This window comes from Streptomyces sp. NPDC043861, assembly GCF_056435905.1.
On record NZ_JBWKDP010000001.1, the window covers coordinates 663,972 to 680,034 of the forward strand.

Below are 16,063 nucleotides of genomic sequence, written 5' to 3' on the forward strand. Positions count from 1 at the left end.
TCCCCTGCTTTACTTCGTCATTGAGGTGCATGCCGGGAGTCCGCACCGGCTGGCGGCCACCCGGCCACGACCGCCGTCCGCGCCGGGACCGGAGAGGACCTGACACTGGTGACGCCGTCCCTCAGCCCGCCGGACCACTGGACCGCCGACGAGCAGCTCATGTGGCGGCAGTACCGTCGTGGTGGGTGGTGCGAGGCCGACGAGATCGGGGCGGAGGCCGTACGCTCGCTGCTGCTCACCGCTCCTGCGCCGGAGGCCGGTCATTCGGCGAGGCTGCACCTGCGGGGTGCCCGGATCACCGGGGCGCTTGACCTGGCCGATGCCGGTATTGGTGTGCCTGTACGGATGCACGGGTGCAGTTTCGGGAGTCCGCTGGTCCTGCGGGGTGCCCGCTTGGACGCTGTGGAGCTCGTCGGTTGTGACGTGCCGGGACTCGTGGCCATTGGCGCCTCGACCGCCCGGGAGCTGAAGATCGTCGACTGCACGGTGACCGGCACGCTCGACCTGCGCTCGTTCAGAGCCGGGGCGTGGTTGAGCCTGGACGACTCCCGACTGGAAGCCCTCCCAGGCCGTCCGGCCCTGGACGCCCAATCGCTCAGTGTGGAGCAGGGGATGTCCGCCGGCGGACTTCGCTGCACCGGCGCCGTCCACCTCAACAGCGCGAGCATCCAGGAGTACTTGGGCTTCCGCGGCGCGCGGCTGCTCGGCCCGGAAGCTCGCCTCCGGGCATCCGAACTCGTGGTCGGTGGCAGCCTCCACCTCGACCGGGGCTTCCTCAACGAGGGGCCGATCAACCTCTACCGGGCTTCCATCGGCGGCTCGCTCCACATCGAGGAGGCGACACTGACCGGTCGCGGCACCGGCCGGGGCCAGACGGCGCTGGGGCTGGTGTGCGCGACCGTCGACGGCAACCTCCAAGCCGGCAAGGGTGTGCGCGTGAGCGGTTGCGTCGACCTGCGCGACACCCAGATCCGGGGAACGGTCAACCTGGACGGCGCCCGAGTGGTCAATCGTCACGGTCCGGCGGTCAGGGCGTTCCGTATCCAGGTCGGCGGGGATCTGCATGCACGCGACGGCTTCGTCGCGGTGGGAGTGATGGAGTTGTCCGGGGCGAGGATCGGCGGTTCGCTGCAGTTGGACGGCGCCGACCTCACCGGGCACGAGGGGATAGCGGTGCGGGGACGCAACCTGGTGGTCGGCGCCCGGATCGACTGCTTGGACGGTTTCACCGCACGTGGCACCGTGTGGCTCAGCAGCGCCTCCGTAGGGAATCGGATCTCCTTCGCCGGGGCGGCGATCCCCACCTCCGAGGGCGAGGATGCCCTGATCCTGCGCCGCGCCGACGTCCCCGAACTGTCACTGGGACTGCGCGAGGCGCCGGTCGGCCGCATCGACCTGAGCTTCGCCAGATTCGGTGTCCTGCGCGACGACGCCGCCACCTGGCCGCCCGTCCTCATTCTCGACGGCCTCCAGTACGACGCGCTGCCCGGCCGCGCCGGAACGGTCGAGCGGCTGGCCTGGCTCATGCGGGACCCGGCGGGCTTCGTCCCCCAGCCGTACGAGCAGCTCGCCGCCCACTACCAGCGCATGGGCCGCGACGCCGACGCCCGGACGGTGCTGCTCACCAAGCACCGGCGGCTGCGGGCCACCCTGCCGCTGCCGCAGCGGCTGTGGGGGCTGCTCCAGGACCTGGTCATCGGGTACGGGTACCTGCCCCGCCGCGCCGCGTGGCTGCTCGTCCTGCTCCTGACTCTCGGGTCGACCGTGTTCTCGGTGCATCACCCGAGCCCGGTCGGCGACGGGCCGTACCCGGCCTTCAACCCCCCTCTCTACACGCTCGACCTTCTCATCCCGCTCACCGATCTCGGCCAGGACCGCTTCTACGCGGCGGACGGCCCGCTCCAGTGGTTCGCCGTCCTGCTGATCTGCGCGGGCTGGCTCCTGGCAACCGTCGCCGCAACCTCCGCCAACCGCGTGCTGCGCCGGAGTTGACCCACGTCACGGTCGGCCTCCCCGCACCAGGATCACCGGTGCGAGACCTTCCACTCCAGCGCATCGTGGACCTCGCCACACGCTGAGCACGATGCCGTGGGGCGCCGGTGCGGGCCCACCGGCGCCTCCCGGAAAGTTCCCCTGCCAGTCCTCCACCGGTGAACATCACCGCTGCCCTCAGGAACGTGCGGGGGTGCGGTCCACCGCCGGCACGGCGGCGCCGAATACCTCCGATCCGCCCGGGCGCGCCGAAAAACGAGCTGCGACGGCTTCTCGACCCGCGAGCCAGGGGGTTGGCAACTCGCTCGAACTGAATTGTGGCGTGAGGACACCCGGCGCTCCCGGGGTGCCTCCGGCATCGCCTCACCGCAACACGTATGCACCCTTGCTCGTACATACGCGCAGCGCGCCCGGCCGGCCGCCCGCATGGAGCCGTGCGTGACCGTGCCCTTTCACAGGACACCGTCTCCGGGGACGGCCGACGGGCCCGCGGCGGGGCCGCCGTCCGGCTGGAGCAGTCTGGTACGGAGGAGGTCGAGCACCTGGTCCAGTGCCGTGCGTGTCGGCTGGCCCGGTTCGTCGACGAGGTGCTCGGTCAGTACGGAGTGCGGCGGCATGACACCGTCAGGGTTCGCCGCGGTGCCGTCGATTTCGACGGCGATGAAGGCGTCACCGAGTTCACGGCGCAGGAATGCGAACCGGTCGCCGGGTACGAGCCGGTCTCCACGGAATCGCAGCCCCATCACTTCAAGACCCTCGCGCTCGCAGCGCCCGCGGACGGTGGCGAGGTCCTGGGCGGAGATGTCGATGCCGGCGGCCCTGCTCCTGGTGATGGCCAGCGGCAGCGACGGCTGGGACACGACCGGAGCGAGAATACGGTCGTCGGCGGCCATGGCCAGGGCGAAACCGCCGGTGAGGCACATGCCGACGGCCCCGACCCCGCGTCCGCCGCAGCGCTGGTGCTCGTGGGCCGCCAGGGCGCGCAGCCACCCCACGACGGGTGAGGCCTTCCCCGTGACCAGCAGCGTGAACTCGCGGCTCACGCACACCTTCCAGAACGTGGAGGCCGTGTAGAGCCCGGACTTCAGCCGCCCGTGGGCCTCGGGATGCGGGTCGCGTCCAGGTACGCCGAACAGTACGGGGAGCACGGCGGTGCAGCCGAGCTCAGCCACTCGTTCGGCGAACTCCAGCACTTTGGGAGTGATGCCGGGTACTTCCGCCATCACGATCACAGCGGGTCCTGAGCCGCGCCGCAGGACCTGGCGGGTGGAACCCTCGTGCGTGAACGTGCAGCGGTCGAACCCGGTCAGATCATGGTCTGCCACGGTTACCGCCGCCCTGGCCGGTCGCTGCGCGCCGATGTCATCGTTTCTCCTGGCCGGTGTCGAAGTGGTGCAGCCGGACGGGACGTTCGGGAGAGTCGGCCTGAAACGTCACCGGCATGTTCTCATCACTCGCTGCGGCCGTGAGTCGTTGATCGCGGATTCCTGGAAGACGGTTCTGCAGGTTCCGGCTTCGGCCGGTGATTCTGCGGCCCGCTCGACAGCCCTTAGCCTTCCCTCGTGAACGACACAACACACGGCATACGGATCAGACCGGGCAACCTCGCCGACGCACCGGTCATTCTGGACATGCTCGACACCGCCGTGTCCTGGATGAACGAGCGCGGCAACACCGAGCAGTGGGGCACGACACCGTATTCGCAGAAGCCCGGCGGGGTGGCGCGTGTTCAGCGGTACACGACCGAGAACGCCCCCTACATCGCGGAGCTGGACGGAGCACCTGTCGGTGCCCTGGTGTTGGACTCCGGGCCCAGCCCGCAGATGCCGATCGCGCCGGCCGACGAACCCGAGCGGTACGTCCGGCTGCTCGTCTCCGACAGGCGGTGCGCCGGTCTGGGCATCGGGGCGGCGCTGCTGGCCCATGCTGCCGAGGAGACCCGCCTGGCCGGTGTGGAGCTGCTGAGGGTCGACTGCTGGGCGGGCGGCGGGGGCGAACTGGTCGCGTACTACGAACGCAATGGTTTCCACCCCACCGGCCGATTCCAGTCCGAGGGCTGGCCGGGACAGGTACTGGCCCGGCGGGTCGGCTGACGGCGCGGTCGGGACACCCGTCGACGAACCCGTCCGGTGGGTCGGGCGTCGAGTGATTGCAGCGGCTCAGGGAGGGAACGCCCTGCATCTGCAGGAGGTGCCGTCACCGGCCTGCCGACGTTGCTGATGCGTTGTGCGTCCTCCGCGGGAGGAAGCAGGGCGCGTGATCGTGACAGCGCCCATTTCGGTCACGATGGGCTCAGTCCGATAACCGACTACTGCCGCATGTGGAGGAACAGTAAGGATTGTGGAGTTCGCGTACCCATCGATGAATTGTGAGGAACCACCATGGTGCGTCTCCGTTCGGCCTCGTTGGCCGTGCTGACCGCTGCCGCATGCGTCGCGCTCACCGTGCCATCGGCCTCGGCCGCCCCCGGCGACACCGCGACCATGTGCTCGAGCTCCTTGACGCCGTCCGGCTGGGTCGATGTGCAGTGGTGGAACAGTTGGGCGTGCGGGACTACGTTCGACCCCAACCAGAAGAAGATCCAGCAGGTCTCCGGCATGCCCATCGGCTCCACCGTGAACGCCTGCGCCTCCACGCTGCCCCCGGAGGGCTGGGTGCAGGTGAGACGCTTCTACAGTGGCGCCTGCCGGTACTCGGCGGTGCCCAGCTTCGACCCCAACACCTGGACGATCAAACGGGTTTCCTGAGGCCGGACACCTTCCCTCGTGAAGGGCCCGGCCGCGCCAGGCGCGCGTCTGCGCCATCGAACGGCGCATGGTCGAGGTGGCTCCGCCGCAGTGCACGGCGGAGCCCCTCACCGAGCTCGACCCCACAGCGGCAGCAGTGGGGCATCAACTGCCATTCCGGTCGGCGGTTCCGGGCCTACGATCCGTCGAACCGTGCCTGACGGCAACTGGGCGGTGGTGGCCGGGAGATGTAGAGGCCCCGGTTGCCGACCGGCTGTGCGCCAGTGGTGTGGAGACGTCGGGCCGTATCAGTCACCATCGCAGCCAGGCGGTCCGGACCGACGGCGATGCGGTCGGGCGTGAGGGCTCTGACGGACAGTCGTGTGCCGGCGGCGCGGGCAGCGTGTTCATCCGGCACGCCTGAGCCGGGGCACGTGCCTTGAGTGCGTGCCCTGCAGTGACGAGGCGCGTCCGACCCCTGGAACACAACGCGGTCACCCATCGGGTTCCCGCTCAACCTCTGTGGAGCGTGCACGGGGAGGCAGGGCTGTGGTTCCGGCCCTGGCCCGGCCTGCGGAATCGCGCCTCGGGTCCGGGGTAGTGTGTCGGCTGAAAGATCGTCTGCGGGTGACAGGTCTCGTCGGGGGTGGCGTGAGTAATTGGATTCGGTGCTTCCATCCTGCTCCGGAAGCCGCGACCCGTCTGGTGTGCTTCCCGCACGCCGGCGGCTCGGCCAGCGCCTACCACGCCCTGTCCAAGGCCCTCGAGGGCCGCGTGGAGACGCTGGCCGTCCAGTACCCGGGACGGCAGGACCGCTACGGAGAGCCGTTCGCGCAGGACCCGGACGGGATCGTCGACGCGGTTCTGGACGAGCTCGGGCCGACCCTCGCCGATGGCAGGCCCCTTGGTCTGTTCGGGCACAGCATGGGTGCCGTCCTGGCTTTCGAGACGGCGCGCCGTCTCCAGCGCATGGGCGTCCCGCCCATGGTGCTCTTCGTGTCGGCGAGGCAGGGGCCACGGCTGCCGTGGCCACCCCCGGGCGTGCCCGAGCTGGACGATGCGGATGACGAGACGCTCCTCGGCGAGCTGCGACTGCTCGGCGGTATCGACGGCGAGCTGCTGGCACACACCGAACTGCTCAGGCTCGCCCTGCCCGCGCTGCGCGCCGACTGGCAGCTGCTGCGCACATGTGTGTACCGGCCCGGCCCGCTGCTCGACTGCCCGGTGGTGGGGCTCGCAGGCGACAGCGATCCCCGTGTGCCGGTCGACGGCATGCGGCCCTGGGAGCACGAGACGTGCCGCTCCTACGAGCTCCACGTCATGAACGGTGGCCACTTCTACCTCGACAGCCGGCTTGCGCAGGTGGCCGAGATCATCGACGCCGCACTGCCGGGCCGGACGGATGAGGCTGCGGCCGACGCCCCGCGGCTCTGATCCGTCCTCCTCGGACGCGTACTGCTCCTGCGTGCGGACCGGAGCCAGGTCGGCACCCGTTCGCGTCACACGGTCCGCCCCGGTCCGTGTCCCGCCCGGGAGCGGCGCGGTGGGGGAAGAAAACCCGGTGCACCGTCCGCTCCGAGATCACTAGACTCGCCACCGAGCGCGCCACTGAGCCAACGCGGCGCGCATCGTGACGAGTTGACGAATGAGGGGAGCGAGCCGTGCGTGACCGCACCGCTGTCGTCGTCCCCCCGTCGCTGCACGAGGTGATCCTGGTGTCTTCGTACGCCCGGTTCCGGCTGCGCGGCCGGAACCGGACGTCCGCGACGAACACCTGACTCCTGGCCTGTCGCGCCAGGGTTCGCACAGTGGCCCGACCGCGGGCCCTTTCGTCCGGAATCGCGCTGCCCGATCCGGAACCATCTGAAAGGCCATGGGCCGTGCGCACCGATCTGCACCGTCATGCCATCCATCCCCTGACCGCCGTCCGCAATCTGGGCATCCTTGCCCATGTCGACGCCGGCAAGACCACCATCACCGAGCGGATCCTCTACGTCACCGGCGCCACCTACAAGCGCGGCGAGGTCCACGACGGCACGACCGTGACCGACTTCGACCCGCAGGAGCGCGACCGCGGCATCACCATCTTCGCCGCGGCGGTGAGCTGCGACTGGGACGGTCACCGGTTCAACCTGATCGACACTCCGGGCCATGTCGACTTCTCCGACGAGGTGGAGCGCTCCCTGCGCGTGCTCGACGGCGCGATCGCGGTGTTCGACGCCGTTGCCGGGGTTGAGCCGCAGAGCGAGTCGGTGTGGCGTCAGGCAGACCGGTACGGGGTTCCGCGGATTGCCTTCGTCAACAAGCTGGACCGTGCGGGCGCCGACCTCGACACGGCGGTCGAGTCCATCAGGGATCGGCTGAAGACGGTCCCTCTCGTGGTCCAGATGCCGCTGGGGCACGAGGACCGGTTCACCGGAGTGGTGGATCTCCTCGGCATGCGCGCGCTGGTCTGGGCCGACGGGCGCGGCGACGTCGAGGAGGGCCCGGTGCCCGACGAGTTCCGGGACGAGGCGAACCGCCGCCGAAGGCTGCTCGAGGAGGCAGTGGCGGAGCTCCACCCTGCCGCGCTGGAGGAGTACTGCACGCAGTCGACGGTCTCCGCAGGGACGCTGCGCATCGCCCTGCGCGACCTGACCCGTACCGGTGACGGCGTGGTGGTGCTGTGCGGCTCGGCCTACCGCAACCGCGGGATCGAGCCGCTGCTGGAGGCGGTGGTGGCCTACCTGCCGTCGCCGCTCGACGTGCCGGCCGTACGCGGCACCCGGGGCGGCGAGGCGGAGGAGCGGGTGTCCGACCCGGCGGAGCCGTTCGCCGGACTGGTGTTCAAGGTGAACTCGACCAGCACGGGGCGCCTGACCTATGTGCGTGTGTACTCGGGAACGATCCGGAAGGGGGACGCGGTGCTGGACGTACGTGCGCGACGCACCGAGCGTATCGGCCGGATCCTGCGGGTCCAGGCCGACCGCCACATGGACGTCGACCAGGCGGTGGCCGGTGACATCGTCGCGGTGGTCGGGGTGAGGGCTGCGTGTGCCGGAGCCACCCTGTGCGACCCGGCGGCGCCCCTCGTCCTCGAACCGCCGACCGTGGCCGAACCCGTCGTCACCATGGCGGTGGAGGCCCGGAGGAGCACCGACACCGACCGGCTCGCATCAGCTCTGGCACGGCTGGTCGAGGAGGATCCCTCGCTGGCCGTGCGTACCGACCCGGAGACCGGCCAGACGGTGCTGACCGGGATGGGTGAACTGCACCTGGAGGTCGCGGTGGAGAAGGTCCGCCGGGCCCACGGGCTGGAGATCTCCGTCGGCCGGCCCCAGGTGGCGCACCGGGAGACGGTCGTCCGCGGCGTGACCGGGCTGGTGTACCGGCACGTCAAGCAGGACGGCGGGGCCGGGCAGTTCGCCCATGTCGTGCTCGATGTGGAGCCGACCGAGGGTGATTTCGAGTTCCGTTCCACCGTGGTCGGCGGACGTGTGCCGAAGGAGTTCGTCCGGGCGGTCGAGGCCGGCTGCCGGGACGCTCTGGCGGAAGGTCCCCTCGGCGGCCATCCGGTCAACGGAGTGCGTGTCACCCTGACCGACGGAGCTACCCACTCCAAGGACTCCTCGGACATGGCGTTCCGCACCGCGGGCCGGTTCGCGCTCCGCGAGGCCTTGCGTGCCTGCACGATGGTGCTGCTGGAACCGGTCCTCGAGGTCACGGTCACCGTGCCCGACGACGCCGTCGGCGGCGTCCTCGGCGATCTGGCCGCGCGCCGTGGCCGGGTCTCCGGCTCGACCGCACGGGCGGGCACGGCCGTGGTCACCGCGACCGTCCCGCTGGCCGAGCTCTTCGGTTACGCGACCCGGCTCCGCAGCCGCACCCAGGGCCGCGGCACCTTCACCACCCGCGCCATCGGCTACGCCCCGGTACCGGGCACGGTGGGCGACGGGACGCCGAGCCGGTAGTCCCCGGAGCCGGCCCCGCCGTACGGCGGGGCCGGCGCCCTGTCTGCTTCATCGGAAGGCACTCGGCACGGCACTCAGGGAAAGCCGTGCCGAGTGCGGAGAGGAGCTGCCGGGGCTCCGGGGTCACGGCTGTCCGTGCCGAGGAAGGGCCCGGCCGTCCGGAGACCGACACAGGTGTACGGCCGTTCTGCCGTACGGACCGCTCAGTGACCGGCTTCCAGGCGCTCGACAGCGTCCTTCGATTCCTTCAGACCCTCGCCCGTGATCTTGCGGTAGGCCTTGATCGCCTCGATCTTCCTGCCCTCGCGCACCAGCGCGGCCACCTGGTCCAGTTGTGGGTCCTCGTCCTGGATCCCGAGGTGGTCGAGGATACGGTCGACCTTGCGCTCGAGCCTGGAGAGCCTGCGGTCCACGCGGCTCACCTTGGTCTCGAGGGATCCGCTCAGCATGCCCACCACGACGATCACGAGAAGCAGCAGTGCTGTGTCCATGCGGGGTGATCCTACGCCAGGGCGGTGTACGTCGATCCTGGCTGATCGTCCGGGCACCGAAGGGACTCCGAGCCTCCTTCCCGATGGCCGCCGCCATGTGGCCGGCATCGACCTGTATGCATGAGGGGACAGTAGCCTCACCGGATGACGACGCGCCCCGACCTGCTGACCCAGGCTCTCCATCAGCCCTGGGACCCGCCTCTGCGACCGGTGCCCCGGCCTGTGGCGGACCTCCTCGTGGCACTGCAGGCCCCACCGCGGCTGGCGGCTCATCTCCGGGCCGTCCACGATGTCGCCCACCAACTGCTCGACTGGGTGCAACACCGGTGTCCGGTCCTCGCGCCCGACCGCGAGGCCGTCCTTTTCGGGGCGGCCACACATGACATCGGCAAGGCCGTGCACCGTGAGGAGCTCTCCGGACCGGGTTCCGCACACGAGGAGGCAGGGCGGACGCTGCTGCTCGAGCACGGCTTCGGCCCGGAGCTGGCCCGGTTCGCCGGCAACCACGCTTCGTGGACGGTGAAGTCGACCATCGAGGACCTGCTCGTGAGCACGGCCGACAAAATCTGGAAGAACAAGCGCGTTGCGGACCTCGAGGACCTCGTGCTGTCCCACCTCGCCGGTGCCACCGGTCGCGAGCGCTGGGAGGAGTACATGGCGTTCGATGAACTGCTCAACCGCATCGGCGAGGGCGCGGACGAACGGCTCGCGTATCAGAGGTCGTTCCCGGTGCACATATGACGGGTGCGGCTGAGGACGAGGCTGTAGGCATCATGGCCACCATGACCGGCCGGGCGGCGTCGGCGACTGTCCGAAGGATCTCCGAGACTCACCGGCACCGGTCGCGCGTTGTCGCCGGGGCCGCGTGCCCACGATCACGGTCGTGTCGCTGCTTGCTGATGCCCGACAGCCTCCGCTACCACCGCATACGGACGTCCTCCGCCCACCCCAGCAGCCGGTCCACGGCGATCCGTTCGCCGTCGTCGGTGCGAATCGAGCCCGTGTAGTGGCCGAAGCACTGGTCGGTGCGGTTGGCGATCAGCCCGGCGTCGGTACGCGTCGATCTGTTGTGGAACGGGGTGAACACCAGGTCCACGTGGTCGGATTCCCGAGTGCGGATGGTCCACGGAGCCATGTGGTGGTCGGGGGACCAGAGCCACTCCAGCTCCTGGCCGATCTTGCTGATGCGGCCGTCGACGCACAGCGCGTTCTCGGTGGAGCCGGTGCCGTTCGTCCAGCGCCCGCCGAACTGCAGTCCCACGGTGCGACCGTCGGTACGACCGGAGGCGGCGCCCCAGTTCCATTCCACCGAGCGCGGCCACCGCCCGCGTCCGTGGTCGAGGGTGCCCCACGCGTCGTCGCCGAACTCCAGGACGTCGTCGCCGATGCGCAGCGAGCCCGATGCGGGGCGTGCCGTGTGCTTGGAGGTGTACTGGAAGCGTCGCTCGCTCCACGGCACGACGACGGACAGCGTCTCGTGTCCGTCCGGCAGCGCGACGAGGAGATCCACCTCGACCGGCACACGGTCCGGGCTCAGGCATCGTGCCCGGAGCCGGGTGGCGGTGCCCTCGCCCCGGATCTCGATCCGCACCTGCCCTCGGACGGGCCGCTCCGGTCCGACCACGACGGGAGGAGCGCCCTGGGCGCCGGCGACGGTGTCGGGGAGCCGGACACCCAGTCCGACGGGCGTGATCGCCGTGCGCTCGAACTCACGGCCGCCTGGCCCGTACTCCAGCACATAGACCGAGCTCAGTGCCAGATAGTCGAGATCGCCGACGGTCAGCGCAACCACATGAGTCGGTGTGGTGACGCACCAGTACTCCCACCGCTTCGTGCGCCCCCAGCCCCGTATCCGTGAGCGGTGCAACGGCCGCCGCGACCAGCCGATCGCGGCCGGATCGATCCGCCCGTCACCGAGGCACAGGTCGACGGGATCGACGATCTCGCGTTCATGCGTGGCCATGGCACCGGACCCTATCTGCTGGTCGGGATCCACCACAGGCCTCGGACCCGCGTGGACCGTTGCGCCGCCTGACTGTCACGCACCGGAAGTGACTCTGCTCGTTGACAAATTGATGCATCGTCAAGAATGTGGACGTCATGCCGACGATGCGCGTGCGCCTCATGAGCGTCCTGGTTCTCGTCGTTCTCGTTGCCACCTCCCTCATCGGGTCGGGTACGACGTCGGCCGCACCGCCCCCGCCCGACGTCTTCTGGTTCGACGACGAGGCCGCCGCCTCGTTCACCGTCCAGAACGGTCGCTTCGTCGACGGACTCGACCGTGAGGTCGTCCTGCGCGGGTACAACGTCTCCGGCGAGACCAAGCTTGCGGAGAACGGAGGACTGCCCTTCGCCTCCGTCGCCGACGCCGAGAGGTCCGCGGCCGCGCTCCGCGTGCTGGGCGGCGGCAATGCCGTGCGCTTCCTGCTGTCGTGGGCGCAAGCCGAACCCGTACGAGGACAGGTCGACCGCACCTATCTGGCCGCCGCCACCGCCCAGATGCGCGCCTTCCTCAGGGTCGGCATCCGTGTCTACCCGGACTTCCACCAGGACCTGTTCTCCCGGCACCTGTTCCATGAAGGCAGCTGGTACACCGGTGACGGAGCACCCGAGTGGGTCGTCGATGCCGGCGGATATCCGCGCGAGTCGTGCGGGATCTGCCTCTTCTGGGGACAGAACATCACCCAGAACAAGGCCGTGACGAAGGCGGCGTACGACTTCTGGCACGACAGAGGCGGAATTCAGGAGGCGTTCCTCGACACAGCGCAGACCACCATGGCGTACCTCGCCGAGCATCTCAACGAGTCCGAGTTCGCCGGCGTCGTCGGGTTCGATCCGTACAACGAGCCGCATGCGGGTACGTATGACTCCGGTCAGACCAGCCGTACCTGGGAACGCGACGTTCTCTGGCCCTTCTACGAGAAGTTCCGCGCCCGGATGGACGCGGCGGGATGGCGCACGAAGCCGGCCTTCGTCGAGCCGAACCTCTTCTGGAACGCCAACCTGGACTTCCAGAAGCAGGAGGGCGGCCTTCTCGACGCCGGCCGGATCGGTCCCCGCTATGTCTTCAACACCCACTTCTACGACCAGAAGGCCATCTCCGGTGTGTTCATGTGGGGCAAGGCGAAGGACGGCCAGTACGCCGGAGACTTCGGCACCGTCCGGGACCGTGCGGCCACCGCGGAAACCGCGGCCGTCGTCAGCGAGTTCGGGCATCCGCTCGGCGGCACCGTCTCCGACAAGGCGCCGACCGTGTACAAAGCGATGTACCAGGCACTCGACTCCCGTCTTCCAGGCGCGAGTTGGTGGTCCCGGCCCGAAGACTCGGGCCCTGTCCTGTCCGGCACCCAGTGGCAGTGGGACATCTACAGCGGCCGCCACCGCGAGCTCATGAACGGCAATCCCGCCAAGGTCCTGACCGCGGCCGACGCCTGGAACGACGAGGATCTCTCGGCGGTCCGTCTCGACGACACGGGCGCACCGGTACTCCGCCAGGACGCCCGGCTGCTGGACCGTCTCTACCCGGGCGCCACCGCGGGCCGTGTGCTCGCCTTCACCTATGAGGACCGTTCCCGCGACGGCTCCACCACGCTCACATGGAACCCGGTGCCCTCGTCCCTGCCGCGCGTTCGCGAGCTCGTGGGCACCGGTCAGTACGGGCTCCTGCTGTGGCGTTCGGACGGCACGTCGGCTCCCACGGAACTCCACCTCCCGGCCACCTACCCGACGTCGCGGACGACGGTCGTCTCCGACCTGGGGACGGTGTACGCCCCTCCGTCGTACGACGGCAGCACTCCCGTCGCAGTGGCTCCTGAGCCGGGCGGGACCGGCAGCCGCCGCCTCCTGCTCACCGCTGCGAACACCGGTGGCCTGCACTATGCCCTGGTCACCAACGGGGCGACGGAACCGTCCGACGAGCTGCTGCGCGGTGCGCGCGACGAGCTGACGGCATGGGCGGCGGGACGCGGCTGAGGCCGGTCAATCCGCCGCACCCCGGGAGACCGCGGTCACCAGTTCCGCGAGCGCCGAGCCGAGCCGGTCCAGCCCAGGTCCTGCGGGGCCTCCCGGCTCCTCCATGTAGACATCGCGGCGGATCTCGATCATCAGCGCGCTCACCCGCGGATCCCTGCCGTGGAACTCCAGCGGTACGTAGGTGCCCGCGAAGGGGCTGTCGAGCCCCGTGCCGCCGAAGCCACCGAATGCCTGCTCGGCGGCGGCGAGCAGCCCGGCGGGCGTGTGGAAGCCGTCCGTCCCCAGACAGATCGGGGGACGTGGTCCGTCGCCGTGCAGCTCGTACGGAAGCGGTTTCGAGGGATACGAGTGCACATCGATGACGACGGCGCGTCCGACCGCGTCGAGTCGGTCGGACACCGCGGCCGACATGGCCTCGGCGTACGGACGGAAGTACCGGTCGATCAGCGGCTGTGGGTCCAGTCCTGCCGGGCGGAGCCGCTCACGGTGTGTGGTCCGGGTGTACACGGCGCCCATGCCGGCCGCCAGCATCTCCTCCCGTTCGTCGGGAAACCGTTCGGGGTCGATCACCAGCCGCGAGAGCCGGTTGATGAACCGCCAGGGCGCGGCCGGCGCCCCGCCGGCCGCAACGGCGGCGATCTCGGCCGTGTGTGCGTCCGTGATGTGGCCCAGCTCCACTTCGAGCGCGCGGTCGTCCAGGAGTATGCCGGAGCGCACGTCCGAGGGCACGGTTCGCGAGGAGTGCGGAACGTGAAGGATCACCGGCGAGTTGTCGGCGCCGGGAAGCAGCTCGAAGGGGGCGGTCGTGTCGGTCATGATGATTGCTGATGTCCTTGGGGTCGGAGGGAGACCGGAGAACGGCCGCGGGTGGGGTGGCATCGCTTTCGAGGGTGCGGCGGGCGGACGGGAGCCGCGACTCACCAACCGGGGTAGCGGCTCCGCCAGTGAGGATCCCAACCGCTGGTGTACTCGGTGCCGCTGGGGTCGTCCGACACTTCCGTCAGGAGATCGCGGGCCAGGGTGTCGAGGACCCAGGTCAGTTCGTGCCGGCTCACCAGGTCCAGGGGCAGGGCCTCGATTCCGTGGGCCGCGCCGAGCAGAGCGCCGGCCACGCAGGCGACGGACTCGCCGTCCGGTGCGCCGGCTGCGAAGTGCAGCGCGGTGTGCACCTGGGCCCGGTCGGGGAAGGAGGCGGCGACGTAGAGTCCGCCGAAGAGGGCCGACGGGGCGGTGGCATCCGGTGCGAGCCGTGCGAGGCGCGAGAGGTCCGCCGGTCCCTGGACGGCCTCGTCGAACGCTCCGGCCAGGCGGGTGAGTTGGTCGTCGCCGCCTGCAGGCTCGAGAGTGCGCAGGGTGGAGAGCCCGCTCCGGAGTGCGTCCCTCGCATGCTCACCGGCGAGGCAGTGCCGGGCGAGGACCGTGGCTCGGGCGGCCGCCGACTGAGCTGCCGGGTCACCGTGGGTGAGGGCGGCGACGTCACGGGCATGCCGGCTCCACTGCTGCACGGCTTCCGGACTGCCGAGCGCGGCAACGGGCAAGGTGCGGCCGAGCGCGTGCCAGCCGCGGCTGGAGGTGGTCGGCCGGTCCACGGTGCCCTGTTCGATGGTGGTCAACGCCTTGACGGTGGCCGGTGCCGAACCGCGCCGCTCCGCCATCGCAGGCACCTGGGCGAGCCAGCCGTCGGGCCACGCGGCCCCCGCGGACGTGCCCCAGCGCTGCCTCATCCGGTCGCTCTCGATGCCCTGAAGCGCTGCCCAGCGGCAGTAGGCGTGCCACAGCACCGACGGGGCGTGGCAGATGCCCTTGTGCTTCTCGCGGACCAGGGCGCGTATGGCGCCCTCGACGGTGAAGCAGGCCAGCTGGGTGCAGACACCGGCGCGCAGCGGACCGTTGTCGGGCAATGCCCTGCCCGCTGCCCCCATGGATTCTCCCAGCGCCAGCCCGAGCAGCATCCCGCGGGCACGGGACGTGGTGCGCCCATGGAGGACCTTCGGCTGAAGCTTGCTCATGTCGTTCACGTCGGTGTGCCTTCACTCATTGCGGGACAGCCCTTGGCCGCAGCGGGCGATTCGACCTTAGCGGGCCGGGGGGTGGTGAGTTCAGGCGTGCACATGCCCGAATCGGCGAGCAGGCAATTCCGGAGCGGCGCGTTGGGGGGAGACCGCGAGGGGAACAGGGCATTCTGGCGTGACCATGCGGATGCTTCTTCTGGCCGTCGTGGTGCTCGCGGCCGCCAATGTCCTCACCAACCGGGTCGAGCCGGCGATGTACGTGCCCGTCTGCGTCGCCACGGCCGCCCTGCTCGTCCTGATCGCCCGGTGGTCCGGGGTCACATGGGACGAGTTGGGCCTCGGTCGTGCTTCTGTCCGACGCGGTCTGCGCTGGGGGCTCGTCCTCGTCGCGGCCGTACTGGTGGTCTGCCTGGTGGTGCTGGCCGTGCCGCTGACGCGCCGGGCGTTCCAGGACGACCGCGCTGCGGCACTGTCGTCCGGGCAGTTGGTGTACCGCATGCTGGTGCGTGTGCCGCTCGGGACCGTTCTTCTGGAGGAGATCGCGTTCCGAGGTGTCCTGTGGGCCATGGTGAAGCGACGATGGGGCGCCGCCTGGGCCACCGCCGTCTCCTCGGTGCTCTTCGGGCTGTGGCACATTCGGCCGTCCCGGGGACTCACACGCGCGAACGAGGCGGTCGAGGCGGTCTTCGGCACCGGCCGGAGCGGTGTCGCGCTGTCGGTGGCCGCCGCGGTCGTGTTCACCGCCCTTGCAGGGGTGGTGTTCTGTGAACTCCGTCGACGGTCGGGGAGCCTCATCCCGCCGCTGGCCCTGCACTGCGCCGTCAATGACGCGGGTTACGGCTTCGCATGGGCGGTCGGCCGGTGGACCGCCGGAGCCTTCGGCGTCACGGTCTGAACGCGCCCGGGGGAGGGCCGCTCGG

General features: G+C 70.2%; 13 protein-coding genes. 8 read left to right on the plus strand and 5 right to left on the minus strand.

Annotation, left to right across the window (positions count from 1 at the left end; translation table 11 throughout):
* Window positions 1–108 precede the first annotated feature (108 nt).
* Window positions 109–1,992 (plus strand): hypothetical protein, encoded by a 1,884-nt coding sequence (locus AC068D_RS02725; RefSeq protein WP_478821090.1) that lies wholly within the window; start codon window positions 109–111, stop codon window positions 1,990–1,992.
* Window positions 1,993–2,444: 452 nt separating this feature from the next.
* On the opposite strand, the gene AC068D_RS02730 is transcribed toward AC068D_RS02725, so the two are convergent.
* Window positions 2,445–3,317: a dienelactone hydrolase family protein gene (locus AC068D_RS02730; RefSeq protein WP_478821091.1), complete on the minus strand. Its 873-nt coding sequence runs from the start codon at window positions 3,315–3,317 to the stop codon at window positions 2,445–2,447.
* A gap of 237 nt (window positions 3,318–3,554) precedes the next feature.
* On the opposite strand from AC068D_RS02730, the gene AC068D_RS02735 reads away from it, so the two are divergent.
* From AC068D_RS02735 to fusA, 4 genes are all read left to right on the plus strand, one after another.
* Window positions 3,555–4,085: a GNAT family N-acetyltransferase gene (locus AC068D_RS02735; protein WP_478821092.1), complete on the plus strand. Its 531-nt coding sequence runs from the start codon at window positions 3,555–3,557 to the stop codon at window positions 4,083–4,085.
* A 288-nt stretch (window positions 4,086–4,373) separates the two neighbouring features.
* Window positions 4,374–4,739, plus strand: coding sequence for a hypothetical protein (locus tag AC068D_RS02740; RefSeq protein ID WP_478821093.1), 366 nt, complete (start codon window positions 4,374–4,376; stop codon window positions 4,737–4,739).
* 630 nt (window positions 4,740–5,369) lie between these two features.
* Window positions 5,370–6,152 carry a thioesterase II family protein gene (locus tag AC068D_RS02745; RefSeq protein WP_478821094.1) on the plus strand — a complete coding sequence of 261 codons (783 nt, stop codon included), beginning with the start codon at window positions 5,370–5,372 and terminating at the stop codon, window positions 6,150–6,152.
* A 446-nt stretch (window positions 6,153–6,598) separates the two neighbouring features.
* The gene (gene fusA, locus AC068D_RS02750; protein WP_478821095.1) at window positions 6,599–8,668 is read left to right on the plus strand and encodes an elongation factor G; all 2,070 of its coding nucleotides are present in this window, start codon (window positions 6,599–6,601) and stop codon (window positions 8,666–8,668) included.
* Window positions 8,669–8,871: 203 nt separating this feature from the next.
* Here fusA and AC068D_RS02755 read toward each other — a convergent pair whose 3' ends face one another.
* On the minus strand, window positions 8,872–9,159 hold the full coding sequence (locus tag AC068D_RS02755) for a ribosomal protein L7/L12 (protein ID WP_478821096.1): 288 nt from the start codon (window positions 9,157–9,159) through the stop codon (window positions 8,872–8,874).
* 144 nt (window positions 9,160–9,303) lie between these two features.
* Between AC068D_RS02755 and AC068D_RS02760 the strand changes: the two genes are divergently transcribed.
* Entirely contained in the window at window positions 9,304–9,900 is a 597-nt protein-coding gene (locus AC068D_RS02760; protein ID WP_478821097.1) for an HD domain-containing protein, read from the plus strand.
* A gap of 175 nt (window positions 9,901–10,075) precedes the next feature.
* Here AC068D_RS02760 and AC068D_RS02765 read toward each other — a convergent pair whose 3' ends face one another.
* Window positions 10,076–11,122, minus strand: a complete 1,047-nt coding sequence (locus AC068D_RS02765) for a DUF2804 domain-containing protein (protein ID WP_478821098.1) — start codon at window positions 11,120–11,122, stop codon at window positions 10,076–10,078.
* Between the two features lie 137 nt (window positions 11,123–11,259).
* Between AC068D_RS02765 and AC068D_RS02770 the strand changes: the two genes are divergently transcribed.
* The gene (locus AC068D_RS02770) at window positions 11,260–13,131 is read left to right on the plus strand and encodes a cellulase family glycosylhydrolase (RefSeq protein WP_478821099.1); all 1,872 of its coding nucleotides are present in this window, start codon (window positions 11,260–11,262) and stop codon (window positions 13,129–13,131) included.
* A gap of 6 nt (window positions 13,132–13,137) precedes the next feature.
* Here AC068D_RS02770 and AC068D_RS02775 read toward each other — a convergent pair whose 3' ends face one another.
* Both AC068D_RS02775 and AC068D_RS02780 read right to left on the minus strand, forming a co-directional pair.
* On the minus strand, window positions 13,138–13,947 hold the full coding sequence (locus tag AC068D_RS02775; RefSeq protein ID WP_478821100.1) for an N-formylglutamate amidohydrolase: 810 nt from the start codon (window positions 13,945–13,947) through the stop codon (window positions 13,138–13,140).
* A gap of 101 nt (window positions 13,948–14,048) precedes the next feature.
* Window positions 14,049–15,140 (minus strand): ADP-ribosylglycohydrolase family protein, encoded by a 1,092-nt coding sequence (locus AC068D_RS02780; RefSeq protein ID WP_478821101.1) that lies wholly within the window; start codon window positions 15,138–15,140, stop codon window positions 14,049–14,051.
* A gap of 184 nt (window positions 15,141–15,324) precedes the next feature.
* Here AC068D_RS02780 and AC068D_RS02785 point away from each other — a divergent pair, with 184 nt between their 5' ends.
* Complete coding sequence (locus AC068D_RS02785; protein WP_478821102.1) at window positions 15,325–16,038, plus strand: lysostaphin resistance A-like protein; 714 nt, start codon at window positions 15,325–15,327, stop codon at window positions 16,036–16,038.
* Window positions 16,039–16,063 lie beyond the last annotated feature (25 nt).